A 23,633-nucleotide genomic window follows, 5' to 3' on the forward strand; every position below is an offset into this window, starting at 1 on the left:
GCCGATGGCCATCAGAGCGGTACTTTTCGACATGGACGGCACCCTGCTCGACACCGCGCCGGACTTCATCGCTATCTGCCAGGCGATGCGCGCCGATCGCGGTCTGCCGCCGATCAACGACAAGCACATCCGCGACGAGATTTCCGGCGGGGCCAAGGCCATGGTTGCGGTGACGTTCTCGATGGATCCGGAATCGCCGGGTTTCGAGGAGCTGCGCCTGGAGTTTCTCGAACGCTATCTGGTCGGTTGCGCGGTGCACAGCAAACTGTTCGACGGCATGGGCGAACTGCTCGCGGACATCGAAAAGGCCAACCTGATCTGGGGCGTGGTGACCAATAAACCGCTGCGCTTCGCCGAGCCGATCATGCAACGTCTGGGGCTGGCCGAGCGTTCGGCGCTGCTGATCTGCCCGGATCATGTGAAGAACAGCAAGCCGGATCCGGAGCCTTTGATCCTCGCCTGCAACATGCTTGATCTGGATCCGTCGACCGTACTGTTTATCGGCGATGATCTGCGCGATATCGAATCGGGCCGCGAAGCCGGCACCAAGACCGCTGCGGTGACCTACGGCTACATTCACCCGGACGACAATCCGCGGCATTGGGGCGCGGACGTGGTGGTGGATCACCCGCTGGAGTTGCGCAAGGTGCTAGATAGCGCGCTTTGCAGCTGCTGATCAAAATCAAAAGGACTATGAGGTTTTTATGTTTGATTACACCGCTCGTCCTGAATTGCTCAAGGATCGGGTCATTCTGGTCACCGGTGCCGGGCGCGGTATCGGCGCGGCTGCGGCGAAAACCTATGCCGCCCACGGTGCGACCGTGCTGCTGCTGGGCAAGACCGAAGCCAATCTGACCGAGGTCTACGACGAAATCGAAGCAGCGGGCCACCCGCAACCGGCGGTGATCCCTTTAAATCTCGAGACCGCCCTGCCCCATCAGTACGATGAGCTGGCAGCGATGATCGAAACCGAGTTCGGCCACCTCGATGGCCTGCTGCACAACGCTTCGATCATTGGCCCGCGCACGCCGATCGAGCAACTCTCCGGCGAAAACTTCATGCGGGTCATGCAGGTCAACGTCAACGCCATGTTCATGCTGACCAGCACCCTGCTGCCACTGCTCAAGCTCTCGCAGGACGCCTCGGTGGTGTTCACTTCCAGCAGCGTCGGGCGCAAGGGCCGTGCGTATTGGGGCGCTTACGGTGTTTCGAAGTTTGCCACCGAGGGGCTGATGCAAACCCTGGCCGATGAAGTGGAAGGCGTTGCGCCGGTACGCTCCAACAGCATCAACCCGGGCGGCACACGCACCAGCATGCGCGCGCAGGCTTATCCGGGGGAAAATCCGCTGAACAATCCGACCCCGGAAGAGATCATGCCGGTGTATCTGTACTTGATGGGCCCCGACAGCGCGGGCGTCAATGGCCAGGCTTTCAACGCCCAGTAGCGCCATACGTCGCATTTGTTGCCGCGGCAGAATGCTGTCGCGGCAAGCCATTGCCGCTTAAAACCCTCGCAATGCCGCCAATAACCCAGCGCGGCATTCCGTGAACCGCCAGCAACTCATTGATTCGAAAAGCTTTAAATAAAATCGAACCGAATGGCACGGGTTTCGCTCTAAATTCCCTCAAAACATGCCGTGTGATGGCCATGGGGCAGACGCCGATTTCGATAGCTGACTGATCGTCTTGCGGCAGACTAAACTTACGCCAGACGTCCTACGGGACTGATGGATCAGTACGACGCGCAGCCCATAGCCGCTCTCACCCAGCCTGTAAGACAGACTTACTGCTTAGGGGCTCACGCCATATGAAATCTCCTTCCCAGACCCATGCAATTGACTTTGACAGTGCCAAATTGCAGCGCCTGGGCTTCGGTCAACTACCGGCGCTGATCGAGCGCCCGACCAGCCTGGCGCAACTGCGTCAGCAAATGAGCCTGCAACTGCAAACCAGCCTGGAGCCTCAGCGCATCCTTGGCCTGTTCTTCCGCGAAATCCAACGCCTGGTGCCACTGGACGCCCTGAGCTATGTGCATCAGGCCAGTGACCTGCGCCTCGAGTTCGGTGCACGCGGCCACCATTCGGTGAGCTACACCCTCAGCCACGAAGGCGAGCACATGGGCGAGCTGGTCTTTCGCCGCAATCAGCGTTTCAACGACAAGGAACAGGGCGACCTCGAGTCGCTGCTGTCGTGCCTGCTGTACCCGATGCGCAACGCTCTGCTGTACCGCGCTGCAACGCAAAGTGCATTGCGCGACCCGTTGACGGGTGCCGGCAATCGAGTGGCCATGGAGCAGACCCTGCAGCGCGAAATCGACATGTCGCGCCGCCATGCGCAGCCGCTGTCGGTGCTGATGCTCGACATCGACCACTTCAAACGAGTCAACGATGACCACGGGCATGGCGCCGGTGATGAGGTGCTCAGAGCCATTGCGGCGTCGATCAAGGCGCAACTGCGCAACGTCGACATGGTGTTCCGTTATGGCGGCGAAGAGTTTCTGATCCTGCTGTCCAACACCGGTCGCGAAGCGGCGGCAATGGTTGGCGAGCGTTTGCGCCAGGCGACGCAGTCGGAGGAATACTTTGCCGATGGTCAGTTGATCGAGATCACCGTGAGCCTGGGATGCTCGACGTTACTGCCGGGCGAATCGGCGGAAAGCTTGCTGCGCCGGGCCGACAGTGCGTTGTATGTCGCAAAGCGCGAGGGGCGGAACCGGCTGGCGATGGCCGGCTAAAAATCATTGTGGGAGCGGGCCTGCTCGCGAAGAGGGAGCGTCAGACAACGAGTCGTTGAATGACCCACCGCTTTCGCGAGCAGGCTCGCTCCCACAGTTTCAATCAGCTTTCGGTTACGGTCCTGCGCTCGCGGTTGACCAGCAACCGCTCCGAGGTCTCGAGCTGCATGCACCGTTCCAGGAACAGGTACATGTAGTCGTAGCTCTTGCAGATCGCCTGACGCAGTTCCGCCTGCAAGGCCTTGCTCGGGTTCATGCCGGCCAGGGTGCAGATGATTTCCAGCGCTTCCCATGGGTGGGCATCGTCGTACTGGGCGTGCATCTTCAACCACTTCATCGCGCGCTTGCGGTCCTCTTCCGGGAACGCCGCCGCGTAGACCCCGGTCGAGCAGACCACCGCTGACCACTCCCCGGTCGCGCCTTCGATCGCATAGTTGGTCGCGGCAATCGCCACGATCAGCGAATCCGCCGAGCTGGTGTGCCAGCACCAGTGACTCAGCGCGTGCAGCTCCGGCGGCACTTGCTGGGCCTGGAGATCTTCGAGGCTGACGCCATGGGCGCGACTCCAGTGCATCCAGTAGTCAGCGTGATTGAGTTCGACGCGGATATTGCGCATCAGCCAGCGCCGCGCCATGTCCTCGCCGGGATGGCGGGCGAAGCGGGTCTTGGTGAGGTTCTGCGCCATGTACAAGGCAAACTGCTCGACCACCGGCCAGCCGCCGATAAGGTACTGGCGCATGGTTTTCGCGCTGAGTCTGTTGTCGCGCATGCGCTGATAAAGTTCATGTTCGACAACCCGGCGCTTGCTCTCGCTGCAATCCTTGATGAGCTGTTGGGCCCAGGCAGGATAACTTGCAGCTTCCATGAGGGGTCCGGTTCGGTTGAATGTGTCGATCACTGTTCGGCTCCTTTTGAGTTGTGATGGCAAGGATCGGCGAGAGACTTCAACGGAACGTGCCAGGCGCTTTGAACAACAACGGCTGCGGTCTGGCAGGGCGACTTTGCAAACTGTCACAGGTAAACAACTGTGGCCGCTCGATAACATACCCCTGAGCGTAATCCACACCTATTTCAAGCAACGCCTGTTCGATCTGGTTAGTTTCAACAAACTCGGCAATTGTCTGCTTACCCATAACATGGCCGATGTGATTGATCACTTCGACCATTGCCCGATTAATCGGGTCGTCCAGCATGTCCTTTACGAAACTCCCGTCGATCTTCAGGAAGTCTACAGGCAAATGTTTCAAGTAAGCGAATGAAGACATTCCGGCACAAAAGTCGTCCAGCGAAAAGTGACAACCTAAGCCTTTGAGTTCATTGATAAAACGAATTGCACTGCCAAGATTTGCAATTGCACTGGTTTCAGTAATTTCAAAACAAATCATTTCAGGCGGTATAGCGTAGTTAGCAAACTGTTCCCGCAGGAAGTGCAAAAAGGCGTCATCTCCGATAGTAATGCCTGACAGATTAATCGCACACATCGCTAAAGGAAGTTCATGTTCCTGTTCAATGCACTGAGCAATAACCTTGAAAACATTTTGAACTACCCAGCGATCTAACTGGGTCATCAAACCATATCGCTCCGCCGCCGGGATAAAGCTGTCAGGCAGAATCATCCGCCCCGATTCATCATGTAAACGCAGCAGAATCTCGATGTGTCCGGCCTGACCTGCATGCGGTTTGAGTGGCGCGATCTGCTGGGCGTAAAGGCAGAAGCGGTTCTCTTCCAGCGCCATGTGCAGTCGCTGCACCCAGGCCATTTCACCGAAACGCATGGAAAGCTCTGAGTCGTCGGCGTGATAGACCTGCACGCGGTTGCGGCCCTTTTCCTTGGCCATGTAGCAAGCCATGTCCGCCGCCCGCAGCGAGGCTTCGAGGGTGGTCGGATTCTGCGCCACATGCACTAGGCCGATACTGACTGTGGTCAGGAACGGTCGGCCTTTCCAGACAAAGTGCAGGTTCTGCACGGTCTGGCGCAGGCTCTCGGCGATCTTCTCCGCCACCTCCGGCGGGCAGTTCTCCAGCAGAATGCCGAACTCGTCGCCGCCCAGCCGGGCCAGCGTGTCGCCCTCGCGCAAGTCTGATTGCAACAGCGTGCAGATGTGCCGCAGCAATTCATCGCCCGCCGCGTGCCCGCAGGTGTCGTTGACCAGTTTGAACTGGTCGAGATCGAGGAACATCAGCGCATGCCGCCCTGGCTGGCGTGTCAGGTTATGCAAGGCCTGTTCGAGTCGATATTCGAATTCGCGGCGATTGGCCAGACCGGTCAGCGCATCATGGGTCGCTTGCCAGGACAGATTGGCAATGTACTGCCGCTCCTGGGTCATGTCGTGCAGCACCAGCACCGTGCCGCTGACATTCCCGGCATTGCGGATCGGCGCGCCGACCAGGGTCACCGACAACGTGCTGCCGTCCAGACGCTGGATCAATTTGGAATGTTCGCTACCGCCGCTGAGCTGGCCGCTGAGAATGTGCTCGATCAAGGTCAGCCCTTCGGTCTGGGCGTTCTCGTCGAGCAGGTTGAACAGCGCCGACAACGGCAGGCCCGCCGCCTGTTCGGCCTTCCAGTGAGTCATGACCTCGGCGGCCGGGTTCATGTAATCAATCGCGCCGTTGACGTCGGTGGTGATCACGCCATCGCCAATCGACTGTAGCGTAATGTGCGCGCGATCCTTCTCCAGCTGCAGTGCCTGGGCAAATTCATGGCGTTGCTTGAGCAACTTGTGCGTGCGCCAGAGCGCCAGCACGATCAGACCCAGCGCGGTGGCCAGGTTGGTGAACAGCAGCAGGCGCATGATCACCCGCGAGCCTTCGCCCAAGGCATCGCTGAAGGCTCTGGCGGCTGGAGTCACTGCATCGTTGATCGCGAAGATCTGTACTTTCCAGCGTTGCACATCGCCGGGGCTGGCCTGGTTCTGCGCAATGCCTTGATGCATCTCCTGCGCAACTTCGTGCAATCGGTCGAGATACGCATCGCCGATTGTCCAGCGATCTATCGCAGTTTCCAGATAACTGAAATGGCGAAAATTGAGGTACAGCCAGATCAGGCTGGAGACGTCGTCCGGGTGATTGCCGCCCTTGAGGATGCCTTCGCGCGCGGCTTGCAGATCCGGCGGCTGGCGATCCAGCGCCAGACGCAATTGGTGCCCGCCCTGCGGCACGGCGATCGCCGACAGGTATTTGCGGTAGATCGCCTCGTCACGGCTGTCGGCGTAGAGGTTCAGGTAATAGATGGCATCTTTCTGGCCCTTGGACCACAGGCTTTCGCCAGCCACGTAGCCACGCACGGCCGATAGCACATAAAGGCTCACGCCCCCCAGTAATGCCTGGAACACCACGACAGCAATAAAGGGCCAGACGATACCCAACAACCGTGGTGTTCCCAGAGTCTGCTTTTGCTTCATGAGATTCCTTGCATGAGCACTGCCTGCTCGCCTTCCGGGCGAATTCGCTATGACGAGACTAGGTGGGGTTCTCGTTCAAGGCAAGGCGCGGCTGTACGCCGCGCGCAGAACGTCTGACAGGTCGGCAAGGGTTTCGATCAATGCTGTTGCAAGTTGCCGTAGAGCTTGGCGTACAGACCGCCGTCGGCGATCAGTTGGCGGTGGTCGCCGTCCTCGGCGATCTGCCCGCCGTCGAATACCAGCACCCGGTCGGCCTGTTTCACCGCCGACAGGCGATGGGCAATGATCAGCGTAGTACGGCCATTGAGAAATTTCGCCATCGCCTGATGCAGGTTGTACTCGGTGGCGGCGTCGAGGGCCGAGGTGGCTTCGTCGAGAATCACTACTTTAGGCTCGGCGAGAATCATCCGCGCAATCGCCAGACGCTGGCGCTGGCCGCCGGACAAACGCACGCCGGAGCGACCAACGATGCTGTCGAGGCCGTTGGGCAGCGCGCGAATGGTCGCGGCCATTTGCGCGATTTCCAGAGCCTGCCAGCAGGCTTCGTCGCTGCGCATGCGGCCCATGGTCAGGTTGGCGCGCACGCTGTCGTTGAACAGCGCCGGATGCTGCAGCACCACTGCGACGTTCTCGCGCACGGTCTCCAGACCGATTTCCTGCTGAGTCGACCCACCGAAGCGAATGGTCCCGGCCGCTGGCGTGTACAGGCCCAGCAGCAATTGCACCAAGGTACTTTTACCGCCGCCGCTGGCGCCGACGATCGCGACTTTTTCACCGGGCAGGATCGACAGGTTCATCTGATCCAGCACCAGCTCGTCGCCATAACCGAAGCTCAGGCCTTGTACCTCGATGCCGACAGTGTCGCGGCCCTTGAACGGATCGACGCCGCCGGGGTACTGCGGCTCATCGGCGCGCGCCAGCAGTTCATTGATCCGCGTCAGCGCGCCGCCCGCTGCGTAATAAGCGTATTGCAGATTGAGCAGCTGTTCGACCGGGCCGATCATGAACCAGAGGTAACTGAACACCGCGAGCATCTGCCCGATCGACAGGTCGGAAAACAGCACGGTGAGCATCGCCGCCGCGCGAAAGATGTCGATGCCGAACTGGAACAGCAAACCACTGGCGCGGTTCGAGGCGTCGGTTTTCCACTGCGAGTTGACTGCGTAGTTGCGCACTTCCTGCGCGCGCAAACCGAGGCGCCCGAGGAAATAGCCCTGGCGGTTGCCGGCGCGCACTTCCTGAATCGCATCGAGGGTTTCGCTCAGCGCCTGAGTGAAGCGCGAGGTGCTGTCGTTTTCCAGTTTCTTCAGATGCTTGACGCGCTTGCCCAACTGCACCGTGGCGTAGATCACCAGCGGGTTGAACAGCAGAATCAGCAGTGCCAGCTTCCAGTGCATCCACATCAGGATGCTGGCGGTGCCGACCAGCGTCAGCATGGCGACGAGGAAGCGGCTGAGGGTTTCGCCGACGAATTTGTCGAGGGTGTCCAGATCGGTGACCAGGTGGGTGGTCACCGTGCCGCTGCCGAGGCTTTCGTACTCGCCGAGGGAAATGCGCTTGAGCCGCTCGATCAGGCGCACGCGAATGCGGTAGACGATGTCCTTGGCCAGCCGCGCGAACAGCCGCGACTGCAACACGCCAAAACACAGGGCGCTGCAACGCAAGGTCAGGGTCACCACCAGCATCAGGCCGATATAACCCGCTGCCTGCTGCCACATGCCCGGCAGGAAATGGTTCATGACTTTCAGCGCAGCATCGCCGTGGCCGAGCAGCACTTCGTCGACCAGCAATGGCAGCAGCAATGGAATCGGCACGCTGCACAGCGTCGCCAGCACGGCCACGCCGTTGGCGATCCACAGGGATTTCTTGTGATGCAGTGCCAGACGCCGGACTTCAGCCCAGCTCAGCCGGTCGACACGCTCTACGGCTGGCGTGTCATCGGCGCGGTCAGACACAGGCCGCACGCTCCAGCCAGCGGCCGAGCAATGGCGACAGCTCGCTGAGCGGTTGATAGCCATTGGTCAGCAGCGCCAGTTGCCCGTTGCGCTCGGCCAGCAGAGTCGGAAAACCGGCGATGCCCAGATCCTGTACCCAGGTGAAATCAGCCTGGGTCGCCTTGTGCTGATCGGCATGATCGAACAACGCCGCGAATTCGATACGCGGCACCCCGGCCTGTTCCGCCAGCTCGACCAGCACGCTGGCCTGGGTGACATCGCGACCCTCGGCGTAAAACGCCTGCTGGATCAGCCCGACCAGTGTCCACGCGCAATCCGGCGCCAGACTGCGCGCGGTGACAATGGCGCGACAGGCAGGCTCGGTGTCGTAGACAAAACCGTCGGGCAGCGCGCCGTCGAACTTGAACGGCTGGCCGGTGGCCTCGGTGACCGCTTGCCAGTGCTCGAGAATATAGCGCCGCGTGGTCGGCTCCAGCGCCGAACCGCTGCCGGTACGCAAGCCGCCCACTACCAGATGCAGCTCGACCCCGGCTGCCTGCGCCTGCTCGACCAGTGCCTTGGCCACCGGAGCAAACCCCCAGCACCATGAACACATCGGATCCATCACATAGAGCAGGCGCGCAGACATGGTTAAGCCTCGGTGGATGCTTGCTTATAGTTGTAGCCGATCGGGTGCGGCTGGTTGCGCGCCTTGGCCAGTTCGATCTGCTTTTGCCGATCGATGGCGCTGCGCCGGGTTTTCTCGCTGAGCTTGTCCCAGCAATGCGGGCAACTGATACCCGCGACGTAATGCTCGGAGGCGCGATCTTCAACACTGACCGGTGTGCGGCAGGCATGACATTGATCGTAGTCGCCTTCCGTCAGGTCGTGGCGCACGGTGACGCGGTTGTCGAAGACGAAGCAGTCGCCGCGCCACTTGGTTTCTTCCTGCGGCACCTCTTCGAGGTACTTCAGGATGCCGCCCTTGAGGTGATAAACCTCTTCGAAACCCTCGCCGAGCATGTAGCTCGAGGCTTTCTCGCAGCGAATGCCGCCGGTGCAGAACATTGCGACCTTCTTGTGCACGGCCGGGTCGAAGTGTTCTTTGATGTAGTCGGGAAACTCGCGAAAACTGGTGGTTTTCGGATCGATGGCGCCTTCGAAGGTGCCGATCGACACTTCGTAATCGTTGCGCGTGTCGATCAGCAGCACTTGCGGGTCGCTGATCAGCGCGTTCCAGTCCTGCGGCTCGACGTAGGTACCGACCTTCTTGTTCGGGTCAACGCCTTCGACGCCGAGGGTGACGATCTCTTTCTTCAGCTTGACCTTGGTGCGATAGAACGGCTGCTCGTCGCAGTACGATTCCTTGTGGTCGATGTCGACCATGCGTGGATCGTTCTTGAGCCAGGCGAGCAGGCCGTCAATGCCTTCGCGGCTGCCGGAAACCGTGCCGTTGATGCCTTCTTCGGCGATCAGCAGAGTGCCTTTGATGCCGTTGTCGACCATTGCTTGCAGCAGTGGCTCGCGCAGGTCAACGTAATCTTCGAGGGTGACGAACTTGTACAGTGCCGCCACGACAATCGATTGTGTCATGGGTATTTCTCCAGGTGGCTACCCTCGCAAAGGGTGAACCGGATTCAAAAAAAACGCGCCGGCTAAGCGGCGCGTCGGGATTCTAGCAAAAAAGCAGCTGCAAGCTCCAAGCTTCAAGCGGTACGTCGCTGCTTTTGATTCTGCTTGAAGCTTGCAGCTCGAAGCTTACCGCTGATCCCCTCCTGCACAGGTCGGCGACGCCGGGGCGCCATCGATCTCTGCCCATTCCTGCGGGGTATAGGTGTGCAGCGCCAACGCATGGAACTCGCCCATCAGCTCGCCGAGCGTGCCGTAGACTTTCTGGTGGCGCTTGACCCGGTTCAGGCCTTCGAACTGCGCGCTGACCACCACCGCTTTGTAGTGGGTCTGTGACCCGCGACTGTGCATGTGGCTTTCGTCCAACACTTGCAGGTGCTCAGGCTGTAACAGGGCCAGCGTCGATTCGATGCGTTGTTGCATGGTCATCACGAACTCCGCTTACTTCTTCTTGGCCGGCGCAGCAGCGCCTTTCGGGTCCAGCTCTTTGGTCATGTCGTCGAGCAGCTTGTTGACCACAGGCACCGCGCTTTCCAGTTTGCCCTGGGTCATCTGCGCCGATTGCTGGGTCAGCTGCGGCATTTTTTCCAGGACTTTCTTGCCCAGTGGCGACTGGTAGAAAGCAACCAGGTCCTTGAGCTCGGATTCGCTGAAGTTGCTGGTGTAGAGCTTGACCATGTCCGGCTTGAGCTTGTTCCAGCCGATGGCCTGGTCCAGCGCGGCGTTGGCCTTGGCTTGGTAGGTTTCAAGCACGGCTTTCTTCGATTCAGGGGCTTTGGTCTGTTCAAAGCGCTGGGCGAACATTTGCTGCACTTGCATGTACACCGGGGTGCCCAGCTTGTCAGCGTGAGCCAGCGTCAGGAAAGCTTCGGCACTGGCGTTGTGGCTGGCGGTATCGGCAAGCACCTGGCCGCTGGCGCAAACCAGTGCAACCGCGGTACAGATGGCGCGAAGACGAGTCATCGAGTTTCCTTTAAGCAAAGCGAGGTCGAACCCCAAGGGCGACCATTCTGCGCCTAACAATCGCTGTGGCTCAACCCCCGGCCCTTGCCGCGCTTGATTGGCGGGGTTTTGCGGTCAACAATCGAGTCGATGGAACCACCCGGGCCGACGCCGGCCTAAATTGCGCCAACAGACCAACAGGAGTGTGCACGATGAGCCGTATCGAAACCGACAGCCTGGGCCAGATCGAGGTCCCGGACGACGCTTACTGGGGTGCTCAGACGCAACGCTCGCTGATCAACTTCGCCATCGGTCAGGAACGCATGCCGCTACCGGTGCTGCACGCCCTCGCCCTGATCAAGAAAGCCGCCGCGCGGGTCAACGACCGCAACGGCGACTTGCCCGCCGACATCGCCCGCCTGATCGAACAGGCCGCCGATGAAGTCCTCGCCGGCGAGCATGACGAGCAGTTTCCGCTGGTGGTCTGGCAGACCGGCAGCGGCACCCAGAGCAACATGAACGTCAACGAGGTGATCGCCGGTCGCGCCAACGAACTGGCCGGCAACCCGCGCGGCGGCAAGTCGCCGGTGCACCCCAACGATCACGTCAACCGCTCGCAAAGTTCCAACGACTGCTTCCCTACCGCCATGAGCATCGCCACCGCCAAAGCGGTGCAGGAACAACTGCTGCCGGCGATTGCCGAGCTGTCCGGCGGCCTTGCCGAACTGGCGGCGCGGCACATGAAACTGGTGAAGACCGGGCGCACGCACATGATGGACGCGACGCCGATCACCTTCGGTCAGGAACTGTCCGGCTTCATCGCGCAACTGGATTACGCCGAGCGCGCGATTCGTGCCGCGCTGCCGGCAGTCTGCGAACTGGCTCAGGGCGGCACTGCGGTCGGCACCGGGCTGAATTCACCGCACGGCTTTGGTGAGGCGATTGCCGCCGAACTCGCAGCACTGTCCGGTCTGCCGTTCGTCACCGCGCCGAACAAGTTCGCTGCACTGGCCGGCCATGAACCGCTGGTGACCCTGTCCGGCGCGCTGAAAACCCTCGCCGTGGCCTTGATGAAGATCGCCAACGACCTGCGTCTGCTGGGCTCAGGTCCTCGCGCAGGTTTCGCTGAAGTGAAGCTGCCGGCCAACGAACCGGGCAGTTCGATCATGCCCGGCAAGGTCAACCCGACCCAGTGCGAAGCGCTGTCGATGCTCGCCTGCCAGGTGCTCGGCAACGACGTGGCAATCGGTTTCGCTGCCAGTCAGGGGCACTTGCAGTTGAACGTGTTCAAACCGGTGATCATCCACAACCTGCTGCAATCGATCCGTCTGCTTGGTGATGGCTGCAGCAACTTCCAGCAGCACTGCATCGCCGGGCTCGAACCGGATGCGGAGGTCATGGCCAAGCATCTGGAACGTGGGCTGATGCTGGTGACCGCGCTGAACCCGCACATCGGTTATGACAAGTCGGCGGAGATCGCCAAGAAGGCTTACAGCGAAGGGCTGACTTTGCGTGAGGCGGCGTTGCAGCTGGGTTATCTGACTGATGAAGAGTTCGATGCCTGGGTGCGCCCGGAGAACATGATCGAGGCTGGCGCCAAGGGCTAAAGCAAAAGATCGCAGCCTTCGGCAGCTCCTACAGGGAAACGCATTCCAATTGTAGGAGCTGCCGCAGGCTGCGATCTTTTGATCTTCAGGCCATACGCATCCGCCGCGCCCTGAGCCCGGCAACCAACGATGGCCCCAACGCGACCAGTGCCGAACCCACCACCACCAGTACCGCCCCGCCATAGCCCAGCGCATTGATCTGTTCGGCATGCACATAGTCCGGCCAGATCCGCGCCGCAATCGCCACTGCCGCAAACGTCACCAACGGCGTGATCGCCAGTGTCGCGCTGACCCGCGACGCTTCCCAATGCGCCAGTGCTTCGGCGAATGCGCCGTAGGCGATCAAGGTGTTCATGCAGCACGCCAACAGCAGCCAGCCCTGCAACGGGCTCAGATTCAGCGCTTCCAGCGGATGCACCCACGGCGTCAGCAACAGCGCGCAGAACAGGTAGATCACCATCATCACTTGCAGCGAATTCCACACCGTCAGCAATTGCTTCTGGCCCAGCGCATAGAAGGTCCAGACCGTCGACGCCAGCAGCACCAACAACACACCGGCGGTGTAATCGGACAGCGAAGTCAGCAGCTCGGCCAGGCGCTGATTGAAGAACAGGCCGAAGCCGATCAGCAGTACCAGCAAGCCGAGGCCCTGGCCGATGCTGAAGCGCTCCTTGAACACGAACAGACTGGCGATCAGCAGCATGATCGGGCCCATTTGCACCACCAGTTGCGCGGTGCCAGGGCTGAGCAGGTTGAGGCCCATCAGGTACAACACGTAATTGCCGACCAGCCCCAACACCGCCATCAGCACCAGCCAGCCGCCCTTGGGCCCGAGCACCTTGCGACTCGGCAGGCGTTTGACCGACGCCAGATAAATGAACAGGCAGCCGCCGGACACCGATAGGCGAAACCAGGTCACCGTGACCGGGTCCATCACCTGCAATACCTGTTTGAGCTTGATCGGCAGGATGCCCCACAGAAACGCGGTCAGCAGCGCCAGGAACAGTCCGTACACCCAGCGCCCCGATGAAATGTGCATACGAACCCCGAAAGCCTGCTGACAAGAGCCTGCATTCTAGGCGCCCTGTCCCGTGCAACACAGGGACAGTTGCCGGCAGGCCGCGAATGAAACTGTGCAGGTCGCAGCAGTAAACCGGCGCGCCGCCGTTGATCGGCCGGGCAGGCGCGCCAAGTGCTTCAGGCATAAGCTGATTGCAGACTTTTCAACGCATAGCAGGGAGACCTACATGTACGCCATGCGCGCCGAGGACAGCGCCCCCGCCACCCGTTTTCGCAGCGACCGCGTGTGTCGGGTCAATGGCGAGCTGTATTTCAGCACCCGGGAAAATACCCTCGAAGGGCCGTATGACAGTCAGGTGATCGAGCGGGAGATTCAGGCTTATATAGCGCGGATGCAGCGGCGGGATTCCAGCCGCTGAACCGTGGCGCTGCCTTCGCGAGCAGGCTCGCTCCCACAGGGGAATGCGATCACCTGTGGTAGCGAGCCTGCTCGCGAAGGGGCCTGAACAGGCAACCAATCCTTTAGCGCACCGCCTCAAACAACCCACTCGCCCCCATCCCGCCACCCACGCACATGGTGACGATGCCGTAACGCAAATTGCGCCGCTGCAATTCCCGGATCAGATGCCCGACCTGACGCGAGCCGGTCATGCCGAACGGGTGGCCGATGGAGATCGAGCCGCCGTTGACGTTGTACTTGTCGTTGTCGATCTCCAGCCGATCTCGGCTGTACAGGCACTGCGAAGCGAATGCCTCGTTCAATTCCCACAGATCGATATCCGCCACTTGCAGGCCCTTGGCCTTGAGCAGTTTCGGCACCGAGAACACCGGGCCGATGCCCATTTCGTCCGGCTCGCAACCGGCGACGGTGAAGCCACGGAAAAACGCTTTCGGTTTGAGCCCCAGCTCCAGCGCTTTGTCCAGGCTCATCACCAGTGTCATCGAGGCACCATCGGACAGCTGCGAGGAATTGCCCGCCGTCACCGAACCGTCGTCGGCGAACACCGGTTTCAGTCCGGCAAGGCTTTCGTAGGTGGTGTCCGGGCGGTTGCAGTCGTCGCGCTCGACGACGCCGTCGACAATCTGCACTTCCCCGCTGTTCTTGTCCTCGACGCGGTATTTCACCGCCATCGGCACGATTTCATCATCGAACAAACCCGCAGCCTGGGCCTGGGCCGTACGCAGCTGGCTTTGCAGCGCGTAGCGATCCTGGGCCTCGCGGCTGACGCCGTAACGGCGTGCCACCACTTCGGCGGTCTGGCCCATGGTGTAGTAGATGCCGGGGGTCTGTTGCTTGAGCAGCGGATTGATCAGGTGATCAGTGTTGACGCTTTTCAGGGTCAGGCTGATCGACTCGACGCCGCCGGCAACGATGATGTCGCTGCAACCGGAGGCGATCTGGTTGGCGGCAATCGCGATCGCCTGCAAACCCGACGAGCAGAAACGGTTGAGGGTCATGCCGGCAGTGCCAGTGCCCAGGCGCGAGAGCACCGCGACGTTGCGGCCGATGTTGTAGCCCTGCGCGCCCTCGTTGGAGCCGGCGCCGACGATGCAGTCCTCGACGCTGGCCGGGTCGATATCGTTGCGGGTCAGCAGCGCGTTGACGCAGTGGGCCGCCATGTCATCGGGGCGGGTCTGGTTGAACTTGCCGCGAAAGGATTTGGCCAGGCCGGTCCGCACGCTGTCGACGATCACCACTTCACGCATGGCATACCTCATTGTTGTTGTCGGTTGAAAGTGGACCTGAGCATAAGTCCACCTTCTTGCCGACCGCGAGGATCATTCACCCGGCGTATGCGCGGCCATCGCTTCAGTCCTTGTGCTTCCTGGCCTTCTTGTCGGATTTCTCGAACGCTTCTTCCAGCGCGCGGTTGATGGTGCGCAACACTTTCACCCGTGCCCAGCGTTTGTCGTTGGCCTCGACCAGCGTCCACGGCGCGATCTCGGTGCTGGTGCGATCAACCATGTCGCCGACCGCCATACGATAGTCGTCCCACTTTTCCCGGTTGCGCCAGTCGTCCTCGGTGATCTTGAAACGCTTGAAGGAAATCTCTTCGCGCTCCTGAAAGCGCTCCATCTGCGTGTCCTTGTCGATGGCCAGCCAGAACTTGACGACGATGACCCCGGCGTCGGCCAGTTGCTCTTCGAAGTCATTGATCTCGCCGTAGGCGCGCAGCCAGTCGGCCGGGGGGCAAAAGCCCTCGATCCGCTCGACCAGCACCCGCCCATACCACGAGCGGTCGAACACGGTGAATTTGCCTCGCGCCGGAATGTGCCGCCAGAACCGCCACAGGTACGGTTGCGCGCGTTCCTCTTCGGTCGGCGCGGCGATCGGCACGATGCTGTACTGACGCGGGTCGAGCGCCGCTGCCACGCGGCGAATCGCCCCGCCCTTGCCCGCCGCGTCGTTACCTTCGAATACCGCCACCAGCGCATGGCGGCGCATGCGCTTGTCGCGCATCAGCCCGGACAGCCGCGCCTGCTCGGTGATCAATTGCTCTTCGTAATCTTTCTTGTCCAGACGCTGTGTCAGGTCGAGGCTGTCGAGCAGGTTCAACTGATCGACCGGCGTACCCAGCGGCGCGGCACTGATTTCGTGGGGATTGACGTCGGCCCGCTTGAGCGCACTTTGCAGGCCTTCGAGGAGAATCTTGCCCACCGCCAGGCTGCGGTAATTGGCATCGGCACCTTCGATGACATGCCACGGCGCGTAATCGCGGCTGGTGCGGCGCAACACCCGCTCGCCGTATTTGACGAATTTGTCGTAAGTCTGTGATTGCTGCCAGTCCAGCGGACTGATGCGCCAACTGTGCAGCGGGTCGTCGGCCAGCGATTTGAGCCGCGCTTTCATCTGCTTCTTGGACAGGTGAAACCAGAATTTGAAAATCAACGCGCCTTCATCGCAGAGCATTTTTTCCAGACGCTCGGCGCCGGCGATGGCCTGGTCCAGGCGCGGATCCTTGAACAAACCATGGACCCGGCCCTGGAGCATCTGGCTGTACCAGTTGCCGAAGAAAACCCCCATTCGCCCTTTGGCCGGCAGCATGCGCCAGTAGCGCCACGCCGGTGGCCGCGCCAGTTCTTCATCGGTTTGCTGGTCGAAAGTGCGCACTTCGATCAGGCGCGGGTCCATCCACTCGTTGAGCAGCTTGACCGTCTCGCCCTTGCCCGCCCCTTCGATGCCGTTGATCAGGATGATCACCGGAAAGCGCTTCTGCTGCTGCAGCTCGAACTGGGCTTCAAGCAAGGCTTCACGCAGCGCAGGGACCGCCGCCTCATAAGTGTCTTTGTCGATGGCGTGACCGATTTCAGCGGATTCGAACATGGGACGGCTCCTTCCAGGGTTCAGCAAGACTAGCGGATGATTGCAGCACCTGAACAGATCGCAGCCTTCGCCAGCGCCTGCATTTGCAAATGCGTTTGACTGTAGGAGCCGCCGAAGGCTGCGATCTTTTGAGATTTTTCCTGACACGACCAAATCCTGTCTTGCGCTGGATCAGGCAACCCTCGCCCGATCGGCTAGAATGGCCGCCTTGTGTTTGCCGAGCCTGCCATGAAAGCCGAAATGCCCCACGCCCAACTCGACTGGGACGACCAGGGACGCCCACGTTCGCGAGTGTTCGATGACGTGTATTTTTCCGACCAGTCGGGGCTGGAGGAGACCCGTTACGTGTTCCTCGAACAGAACCGTCTGGCCGAACGCTTCACCGCGCTGCCGGCGGATGGTCGACTGGTGATTGGCGAAACCGGCTTCGGCACCGGACTGAATTTTCTCTGCGCCTGGCAGTTGTTCGAACAACACGCAGTGGCCGGCGCACGCCTGCATTTTGTCAGCGTGGAAAAGTACCCGCTGGCGCCAGCGGATCTGCGCCGGGCTTTGGCACTGTGGCCGCAACTCAAGCCATTGGCCGATCAGTTGCTTAAACACTACGTGGCGATTCATCAAGGCTTTCAACGCATCACTCTGGCCAATGGCCGCGTGACGCTGACCTTGCTGATCGGCGATGCGCTGGAGCAACTGCCGCAACTCGATGCACAGGTCGACGCGTGGTTTCTCGACGGTTTCGCCCCGGCAAAAAATCCGGACATGTGGACTGCTGAACTGTTCGTCGAACTGGCGCGTCTGGCCGCGCCGGGCTCGACCATCAGCACCTTCACCAGCACCGGTTGGGTAAGGCGTCTGCTCAACGCCGCCGGGTTCAAGATGAAGCGCACGCCGGGCATCGGCCACAAGTGGGAAATCCTGCGTGGCGAATTTCTTGGCTGGCCCGCCGAGGTGGCGGCGCCGATACCGGCGAAACCCTGGTTCGCCCGCCCTGCTCCGGTTAACGGTGAACGCCGGGCGCTGGTGATCGGTGCCGGTCTGGCCGGCTGCGCGACAGCATCGAGCCTGGCGGCGCGCGGCTGGCAAGTGAGTCTGCTGGAGCGGCATGCGGCGGTGGCGCAAGAAGCTTCGGGCAACCCGCAAGGCGTGCTCTATCTCAAGCTGTCCGCCCATGGCACGGCGTTGTCGCAATTGATCCTCAGCGGCTTCGGTTACACCCGGCGCCTGCTGGAAACGCTACAGCGCGGCAGCGACTGGGATGACTGCGGCGTGCTGCAACTGGCGTTCAATGCCAAGGAAGCCGAGCGCCACGCGCAACTGGCGGCGGCATTTCCGGAAGATCTTTTGCAGTGGCTGGAGCAACCAGAAGCCCAGGCCCGCGCCGGTGTCGGCGTGGCCCATGGTGGTTTGTTCTACCCCGAAGGCGGCTGGGTGCATCCGCCGGCGCTGTGTCAGGCTCAGGCAATGCACGCCAACATTGAATTGCTCAGCCATCACGATGCGCTGGAGCTGCGCAAAGTCGCTGACCATTGGCAAGCCTTCGACGGCGAGCGTTTGCTCGCCAGTGCGGCGGTTGTGGTGCTGGCCGGCGCTGCCGAGATCAAACGCTTTGCCCAGAGTGCCGAATTACCGCTCAAGCGCATTCGCGGACAGATTACCCGGCTGGCTGAAACCTCAGACAGTCATGCGCTGGCCAGCGTGGTGTGCGCCGAGGGCTACGTCGCCCCGGCGCGTCTGGGCGAGCACACCCTGGGCGCCAGCTTCGACTTCAACAGCGATGATTTGACACCCACAATTGCCGAGCACGAAGGCAATCTGGCGATGCTCGAAGAAATTTCCAGCGACCTGCTGACACGCCTCAACATCAACGAGCAGCCACTTGAGAACCTTGAGGGCCGCGCCGCCTTCCGCTGCACCAGCCCCGATTACCTGCCGATCGTTGGCCCGCTCGCTGACCGCGCAGCCTTCGTCCAGACTTACGCGGCATTGAGCAAGGACGCCCGGCAAGTGCCGGACGTCGTCTGCCCGTGGCTCGACGGTCTGTACGTCAACAGCGGCCACGGTTCTCGCGGGCTGATCACCGCGCCATTGTCCGGCGAACTGCTCGCCGCGTGGCTGGACAACGAGCCGCTGCCGTTGCCGCGCAGCGTAGCCGAAGCCTGTCACCCCAACCGGTTTGCCCTGCGCCAGCTGATTCGCGGCAAGTGAGCCTCACTCGTCGGGCATCACACAGAGGCCGAGGTCCATCAGGCGTATCGACTCTTCGGTCAGGCGCTTGATCACGGCTTGTTGTGCCTGATCGCGCTCGAGCCTGATGGCATCCATCTGGCTCAGGTAATCGGCGGAGGGCAGCGTTTCGGCCTGTTCGAATACAGCATCGATACGCGGTGCGTAGAGCGCATCGATTGGCGAGAACTTTCGCACGAACGTGCGCTGCAGATAGTCTGTCCAGAACCCTTGCCGCTGCATGAATTTCAGCCATTCGGACGACAGCTCCGCCGTGGTGATCCGGTTCTTGGCGACTTCCAGATCGGCGGCAGTCACTCCACCCTGTTCGGCGAATTGCATCCGTCGCGGCTGTCCGGGTAAATCGAGCGCCTCGGCAAGGCCGGTGCGATAGGCCAGATTGACTTCCAGCGCGTCGGCTTTCGGATGTTTGCGCGCATGTTCAAGCGCAATGTCGCCGAGCTTTTCCAGACGAAACAGACGCTTTCCCAGTTCGAGAAGCGGTTTGGCCGTGACTGGCCGCCCGCCGGCGGCGTTGCTGACCCGATCAACTTCGACCGCCACTTCCAGATGACTGAAATTCATCGCCGCGCTGTCCGTACAGTTGATCGGATTGGCAGCCAGGTTGAGCAATTGATCGCAAAGCGCCGGATCACGCTGCGCCGCCTCCAATACAGCCCAGACCCGCTCACGCATGTCGGCGCTGCCTTGCGTCGCATCAGCGGTATCGCCCAGTTCCGACAACAAGTGAAACAAGGCTTCGCCGCGCTCGTCGTCCTTGAATGCGGCCCAGATTCGTTCACGCTCGACAGTCTGCGCGGACGGGCTGTCAGTCAACCACAGCGAGCGCGCCTTCTGCTCGTCCAGGCGCGCAATGTCATCCTCCAGATAGCCCATGCCGATGCCGGTGTTGGTGCGGTAGTCTTCGAGGTGAGTCGCGCTGCTGGCAGACAACGGATTGAAGCGCAGATTGAGCGCCTGACTGAACGCCCGCCGGGTCTGGAACAGCCAGTCCGGCAAGTCTTTGATCTGATTGCTGCGCAGATCCATCCACTCGGCGCAGGGCAGTTTTTCAAGGCCGACGGGAATCTCCGTAAGCCCTGTTTCACGCAGCAGCAATCGGCGCAAACCGCGCATGGCACTGACGTCCGGCGTCGCGCCCAACGGATTGCCATTGAGATTGAGGTAATGCAGCGTGGTCATGCGCTTGAGCTTGGCCAGCGTCGGCTCCGTCAGCCGCAGCTGATTGTGTGCCAGACTCAGCCGCTGCAGTTTGGGCATGTACGAGAGCATTTCCGGCAGGCGGGTTACGCTGTTGTTGTCGAGCTCCAGCGACTCGAGCTGTTTGAAGGACTTGAGAAAGTGCGCGACATCGTCGCCCTGGGCCATGTTTTTCATCGACAGCTGCTGGATGTGATCAAAGCTCACCCCCGGCGGCAGTGTTGGCAGCTTGCCGACGCGCATGCCATCAAGGTTGAGCGTGCAGAGGGATTTGCCTTGTTCGTCAGGCACCCAGTGAAACCGGCGAAAACCCTCCTCGATCAGTTCTGCGGTCATTTTTCGGCCGTGGCGCGCTTCTGCCAGGTCACCCCCCAAGGCCTTCAGGCCAAGTGCGTCCTCGCTCCACACAAACAAGGCGTCACGCAGGACTTTCAGTTCCTGCTGCAGCGCTTTGACCCGCGTTGCCCGGCTCAGCGGATCCGCGCCGAGGCCATCGATCAGTTGGCTGGCCTGGGTTTCGCTCAGGCGCGGGTAAAGCCTGCGGACTTTGCGCAGTAACCCGCGCGGATGTCGGGTTGCGGGCGCCTGATCGCCTTGCACACACGCAGGCTCTGCAATCTTTACGGCACCTGGATTACGCAATGTGTCGGCCGAGGCCTGGCGCTCTTCCAGTGCTGCATCGAGCAATTTGCTGCGCAATTGCCGGGCGTTCTTGGCAAACCCCGGTACCGTTCGTTGCCCCTGCGGCAATGCCTTGAAAATCGCCGTGAACAACGCTTCAGGCGCCTTGCCCACCTTGCCCAAGGACTTTCCCGCGCCGCTGAACGCTTCATAACCTGAGGCGGACTTCACCAGCGTGCCGGTGTTTTCAGCGCTGGCCGCCGTGTCGCCGACTTCTTCCAGAACCGCTCCCTCCAAGGTGTTTTCGCGCAACTGCAAACGCAATTGCGCGTCCCAACCGCTCAGGCGCGGCAGCAGACGGATCGCCAGCGCATCAGTGTCGGCGTTGGCCAGACGCGGCCAGTGAAACCCCGTCAGCGCGCGATCGAGGCGCACTTCGTCGATGCCGGCCGTAGCGCGCTGCGCAAGCCGCAACGGCACTCGTCCTGTCGAGCGCAGGTGCTGGCGCTCGACGCTCGTGGCGCGGTCGATCAAGCGTTGCCCATGGCGCGCAGGAATGTCAGCAAATACCTGGCGTAATTTCACCAGCTCATCCGCCTCGCTCTGGTCGTAACGCTGGTACATGCGCTCGAAGGCGGCGCGATGATCCGCAGTGAGCGCCGCGGCCAGCTTTTTGGCCAGCGCCGAGGTTTCGGTAGACGTGGCCACTTTGCCGCCGAGCAGCGCATTGACTTCGTGCGCGTGCAGGCCATCGACAACGGCTTGCAGCAATTGCCCCCGGGACAATTGTTCGCGCGTCACCTCCACGCCGAGGGTGTCGTCGAGCAAGCGAGTCGCAGGATAGGTTGCTTCGATGGCTTTTCCGGCGGTGGTTACAGCGATATAACGGTCTGTCGGCCAGCCCGGCAGCGTCGGCAAGGCGTGCAATTGCTCCTCGACAGGCTGACCGGAATGGTACTCGCCGCTGTGCAATTCGATTGTCAGCTCGCGCAATTGCCGGACCAGGCGCACGCGCTCCACGGTGTCGCGCAAGCGCACCGGCAGCTTCAGGTTGTCATTGAAGGTTTGTAACAGCGTCTCGTGCGAGGTGTCGCTGAGCCGGCGCATCATGTCCAGATCATCATCGACGAACTCGCTGAGTTGCGGATCGGTGCGCTTGAGCGTGTAGGGCGAGCTGCTCCATTCTTCCGGCGCCTCGTTGGGAATTCGCCAGCCACCCTCGACATGCCGGATCAATTCAGGGGCATAGGCTTGCGCACGCTCTGCGTGTTCGAGGTACCAGATCTGGCTCTGCGCGTCGTACTTGCCGGCAAGCAGTCGATGATCGACACGGCCCAGGGTTTTGACCCCGATCCGGTAGAACTCCTCGGAGCCCGCATCGATGGTGAAACCGGCTGGAAGCGCGTGCTCATAATGGCTGAGCTCAGGCTTCCACAAGCGCGGTTTTGCGGCGTGATCGAGAATCGCAGCGAATTGTCCGAAAAATTCGGGATGGCTGCGCAGCAGCTTGCGGCTCAAGGCTCCGAGTGCTTTTTGCCCACCGGCGAAGACGCCCATGAGCGCAATGTTCTCGACCACACTGAGCACATGCGACAGGGCTTGCTGGTGGTCGCCGCGCTGCCAGTCTTCGACGCCCTCGAACACCTCGCCGAGCAATTGGCCCACTGCGACGCCCATCATCAATTGCCCGAGCACCGGCACGAACAGCCCTGCCACAGACGCCAGGGTCACCCCCGACTCGAGCCAGTCCAGCAAGCGTTTCTGACGCGCATCTTCGTCAACATCGGCGGTCGGCACCGCCAGCTTGCGCGCATCGATCTGGCGCTTGCCGATGTAACTCTGCAGCATGAATTCGAACAGCGACACATCGATCGACAACTGCTTGATAACGCCCACCTCTTTCTTGTCGGCGAATGCCTTGAAAAAATCGGCCCGGTCATCTTCATCCAGACTGCGAGCGAAGTATTCGCGGTAGTCCGTCGTCTGCATTTGTTGCGTAAGGTAGAGCTTGAAGGCCGCCAGATTGGGGTACTCGTACAGCGCTCGTGCGGACTCGCCAGGCATGTACACCAGGCAGCCATCCTCGGGATGTTGTTCGAGGGAACGTGCGCTGAAAACCACAACGCCCCAGACGCAGCTGTCGAATATTTCAATGCCCTGCATGACCATCGGGTCCTTGCCGTAGCGCAGGGTTTGCGGCGACGCCACGCCATCGGCCTCGATCAGATCCTTGACCATGCGCAGCCCGGATGAGGTGATGTCGCCTTTGAGCCAGGCCAGCTCGGCGTCCAGTCGTAACAGATGCTTTTTCATCGCGATGATGTCGCGGGTCATGGCACTGCTGGCCAAGACCTCCCCGCCATCGTCTACAAGGCCGAAGGTTTTCTGCAAATGCAGCTGGTATTGCTTGCCCAGATCCAGTTCGCGGCACAACGTGGCGAACGCCGCCGGCGTCAGATCCTTGATCCCACCGGGCGCACTATGGACGCGCACCAGACTGCCGGCGGGGAACGCATCCGCCTGTTCTTCATCCTCGGTGAAATTCTGCATCGCCGCCTGCAGCAGGGTTTGCGTGGCATGTTTGATCACTTCGACGCCGGACTCATCGGCAGTGACCGCCTCACAACCGCAGTCGACACCGGGCAGGCTCAGCAGATCCCGCTCGACGTCATAGACCGCCGGCCATTTGCGGTTCAGCGCAGCGGTCAGCTCGCGGATGCAGAAATGCGGCAATGACTCCAGGCGCCGAAAGTCCTTTTCGACCCGCAGTTGCAGGGTATGCAGATGTCTGACGGTTTCATCGAGCACTGCGAGCGTCGCAGGCGAGGCCGTGAGCAAATGCGGCGGCAGGTTTTTCTGCAGGGCTTCGGCAATATCGAGGTCACCGGTAGCCTCAAGCAATGTGCCGAGAATCGTGGCTTGAGTGGTTGCGACGTTGTTTTCTTTGGAAGGCATGGCAATAGTCCTTTA

Annotated in this window: 17 protein-coding genes; 6 read left to right on the plus strand and 11 right to left on the minus strand. The window is 61.1% G+C overall.

The window, feature by feature from the left end; all coding sequences use genetic code 11:
• Window positions 1-4 precede the first annotated feature (4 nt).
• The 3 genes from mupP (at window position 5) to AB4N53_RS11750 (ending at window position 2,734) form a co-directional block, all read left to right on the plus strand.
• The gene (gene mupP, locus AB4N53_RS11740; protein WP_460120643.1) at window positions 5-676 is read left to right on the plus strand and encodes an N-acetylmuramic acid 6-phosphate phosphatase MupP; all 672 of its coding nucleotides are present in this window, start codon (window positions 5-7) and stop codon (window positions 674-676) included.
• 28 nt (window positions 677-704) lie between these two features.
• Window positions 705-1,445, plus strand: coding sequence for a YciK family oxidoreductase (locus tag AB4N53_RS11745; RefSeq protein WP_460120645.1), 741 nt, complete (start codon window positions 705-707; stop codon window positions 1,443-1,445).
• Between the two features lie 362 nt (window positions 1,446-1,807).
• Complete coding sequence (locus tag AB4N53_RS11750) at window positions 1,808-2,734, plus strand: GGDEF domain-containing protein (protein ID WP_460120647.1); 927 nt, start codon at window positions 1,808-1,810, stop codon at window positions 2,732-2,734.
• A gap of 103 nt (window positions 2,735-2,837) precedes the next feature.
• On the opposite strand, the gene AB4N53_RS11755 is transcribed toward AB4N53_RS11750, so the two are convergent.
• From AB4N53_RS11755 to AB4N53_RS11785, 7 genes are all read right to left on the minus strand, one after another.
• Window positions 2,838-3,599 carry a TenA family transcriptional regulator gene (locus AB4N53_RS11755; RefSeq protein ID WP_166554491.1) on the minus strand — a complete coding sequence of 254 codons (762 nt, stop codon included), beginning with the start codon at window positions 3,597-3,599 and terminating at the stop codon, window positions 2,838-2,840.
• A 79-nt stretch (window positions 3,600-3,678) separates the two neighbouring features.
• Window positions 3,679-6,138 carry an EAL domain-containing protein gene (locus AB4N53_RS11760; RefSeq protein ID WP_460120649.1) on the minus strand — a complete coding sequence of 820 codons (2,460 nt, stop codon included), beginning with the start codon at window positions 6,136-6,138 and terminating at the stop codon, window positions 3,679-3,681.
• Window positions 6,139-6,275: 137 nt separating this feature from the next.
• Window positions 6,276-8,093, minus strand: a complete 1,818-nt coding sequence (locus tag AB4N53_RS11765; protein WP_460120651.1) for an ABC transporter ATP-binding protein — start codon at window positions 8,091-8,093, stop codon at window positions 6,276-6,278.
• Window positions 8,086-8,688 carry a DsbA family protein gene (locus AB4N53_RS11770; protein WP_177180902.1) on the minus strand — a complete coding sequence of 201 codons (603 nt, stop codon included), beginning with the start codon at window positions 8,686-8,688 and terminating at the stop codon, window positions 8,086-8,088. Before AB4N53_RS11770 ends, AB4N53_RS11765 begins: the two co-directional genes overlap by 8 nt.
• A gap of 35 nt (window positions 8,689-8,723) precedes the next feature.
• Window positions 8,724-9,665, minus strand: a complete 942-nt coding sequence (gene trhO, locus AB4N53_RS11775; RefSeq protein WP_336353848.1) for an oxygen-dependent tRNA uridine(34) hydroxylase TrhO — start codon at window positions 9,663-9,665, stop codon at window positions 8,724-8,726.
• A 165-nt stretch (window positions 9,666-9,830) separates the two neighbouring features.
• Window positions 9,831-10,130: a BolA family protein gene (locus AB4N53_RS11780; protein ID WP_041478259.1), complete on the minus strand. Its 300-nt coding sequence runs from the start codon at window positions 10,128-10,130 to the stop codon at window positions 9,831-9,833.
• Window positions 10,131-10,142: 12 nt separating this feature from the next.
• Window positions 10,143-10,664 (minus strand): DUF2059 domain-containing protein, encoded by a 522-nt coding sequence (locus tag AB4N53_RS11785; RefSeq protein ID WP_039760068.1) that lies wholly within the window; start codon window positions 10,662-10,664, stop codon window positions 10,143-10,145.
• A gap of 191 nt (window positions 10,665-10,855) precedes the next feature.
• On the opposite strand from AB4N53_RS11785, the gene AB4N53_RS11790 reads away from it, so the two are divergent.
• Window positions 10,856-12,250 (plus strand): class II fumarate hydratase, encoded by a 1,395-nt coding sequence (locus tag AB4N53_RS11790; RefSeq protein WP_016770937.1) that lies wholly within the window; start codon window positions 10,856-10,858, stop codon window positions 12,248-12,250.
• Window positions 12,251-12,335: 85 nt separating this feature from the next.
• On the opposite strand, the gene AB4N53_RS11795 is transcribed toward AB4N53_RS11790, so the two are convergent.
• Window positions 12,336-13,289 (minus strand): DMT family transporter, encoded by a 954-nt coding sequence (locus AB4N53_RS11795; RefSeq protein WP_460120654.1) that lies wholly within the window; start codon window positions 13,287-13,289, stop codon window positions 12,336-12,338.
• Between the two features lie 208 nt (window positions 13,290-13,497).
• On the opposite strand from AB4N53_RS11795, the gene AB4N53_RS11800 reads away from it, so the two are divergent.
• On the plus strand, window positions 13,498-13,689 hold the full coding sequence (locus AB4N53_RS11800; protein WP_056788322.1) for a DUF6316 family protein: 192 nt from the start codon (window positions 13,498-13,500) through the stop codon (window positions 13,687-13,689).
• 103 nt (window positions 13,690-13,792) lie between these two features.
• Here the strand turns inward: AB4N53_RS11800 and AB4N53_RS11805 are convergent, their stop codons facing one another.
• Both AB4N53_RS11805 and pap read right to left on the minus strand, forming a co-directional pair.
• Window positions 13,793-14,977: a thiolase family protein gene (locus tag AB4N53_RS11805; RefSeq protein WP_262136223.1), complete on the minus strand. Its 1,185-nt coding sequence runs from the start codon at window positions 14,975-14,977 to the stop codon at window positions 13,793-13,795.
• A 103-nt stretch (window positions 14,978-15,080) separates the two neighbouring features.
• The gene (gene pap, locus AB4N53_RS11810) at window positions 15,081-16,595 is read right to left on the minus strand and encodes a polyphosphate:AMP phosphotransferase (protein ID WP_460120657.1); all 1,515 of its coding nucleotides are present in this window, start codon (window positions 16,593-16,595) and stop codon (window positions 15,081-15,083) included.
• A 228-nt stretch (window positions 16,596-16,823) separates the two neighbouring features.
• On the opposite strand from pap, the gene mnmC reads away from it, so the two are divergent.
• A complete protein-coding gene (mnmC, locus tag AB4N53_RS11815) occupies window positions 16,824-18,803 on the plus strand; it encodes a bifunctional tRNA (5-methylaminomethyl-2-thiouridine)(34)-methyltransferase MnmD/FAD-dependent 5-carboxymethylaminomethyl-2-thiouridine(34) oxidoreductase MnmC (RefSeq protein ID WP_460120659.1) in 1,980 nt (659 codons plus the stop codon).
• Window positions 18,804-18,806: 3 nt separating this feature from the next.
• On the opposite strand, the gene AB4N53_RS11820 is transcribed toward mnmC, so the two are convergent.
• Window positions 18,807-23,618, minus strand: a complete 4,812-nt coding sequence (locus AB4N53_RS11820) for an NEL-type E3 ubiquitin ligase domain-containing protein (RefSeq protein ID WP_460120661.1) — start codon at window positions 23,616-23,618, stop codon at window positions 18,807-18,809.
• Window positions 23,619-23,633: the final 15 nt, after the last annotated feature.

Source organism: Pseudomonas sp. H3_E04 (assembly GCF_054668915.1).

Bases quoted from the DNA above. Each gene is read 5' to 3' on its own strand.
- mupP (WP_460120643.1), top strand. From the start codon at position 5: ATGGCCATCAGAGCGGTACTTTTCGACATGGACGGCACCCTGCTCGAC.
- AB4N53_RS11745 (WP_460120645.1), top strand. From the start codon at position 705: ATGTTTGATTACACCGCTCGTCCTGAATTGCTCAAGGATCGGGTCATT.
- AB4N53_RS11750 (WP_460120647.1), top strand. From the start codon at position 1,808: ATGAAATCTCCTTCCCAGACCCATGCAATTGACTTTGACAGTGCCAAA.
- AB4N53_RS11755 (WP_166554491.1), bottom strand. From the start codon at position 3,599: ATGGAAGCTGCAAGTTATCCTGCCTGGGCCCAACAGCTCATCAAGGAT.
- AB4N53_RS11760 (WP_460120649.1), bottom strand. From the start codon at position 6,138: ATGAAGCAAAAGCAGACTCTGGGAACACCACGGTTGTTGGGTATCGTC.
- AB4N53_RS11770 (WP_177180902.1), bottom strand. From the start codon at position 8,688: ATGTGTTCATGGTGCTGGGGGTTTGCTCCGGTGGCCAAGGCACTGGTC.
- trhO (WP_336353848.1), bottom strand. From the start codon at position 9,665: ATGACACAATCGATTGTCGTGGCGGCACTGTACAAGTTCGTCACCCTC.
- AB4N53_RS11780 (WP_041478259.1), bottom strand. From the start codon at position 10,130: ATGACCATGCAACAACGCATCGAATCGACGCTGGCCCTGTTACAGCCT.
- AB4N53_RS11785 (WP_039760068.1), bottom strand. From the start codon at position 10,664: ATGACTCGTCTTCGCGCCATCTGTACCGCGGTTGCACTGGTTTGCGCC.
- AB4N53_RS11790 (WP_016770937.1), top strand. From the start codon at position 10,856: ATGAGCCGTATCGAAACCGACAGCCTGGGCCAGATCGAGGTCCCGGAC.
- AB4N53_RS11795 (WP_460120654.1), bottom strand. From the start codon at position 13,289: ATGCACATTTCATCGGGGCGCTGGGTGTACGGACTGTTCCTGGCGCTG.
- AB4N53_RS11800 (WP_056788322.1), top strand. From the start codon at position 13,498: ATGTACGCCATGCGCGCCGAGGACAGCGCCCCCGCCACCCGTTTTCGC.
- AB4N53_RS11805 (WP_262136223.1), bottom strand. From the start codon at position 14,977: ATGCGTGAAGTGGTGATCGTCGACAGCGTGCGGACCGGCCTGGCCAAA.
- pap (WP_460120657.1), bottom strand. From the start codon at position 16,595: ATGTTCGAATCCGCTGAAATCGGTCACGCCATCGACAAAGACACTTAT.
- mnmC (WP_460120659.1), top strand. From the start codon at position 16,824: ATGAAAGCCGAAATGCCCCACGCCCAACTCGACTGGGACGACCAGGGA.
- AB4N53_RS11820 (WP_460120661.1), bottom strand. From the start codon at position 23,618: ATGCCTTCCAAAGAAAACAACGTCGCAACCACTCAAGCCACGATTCTC.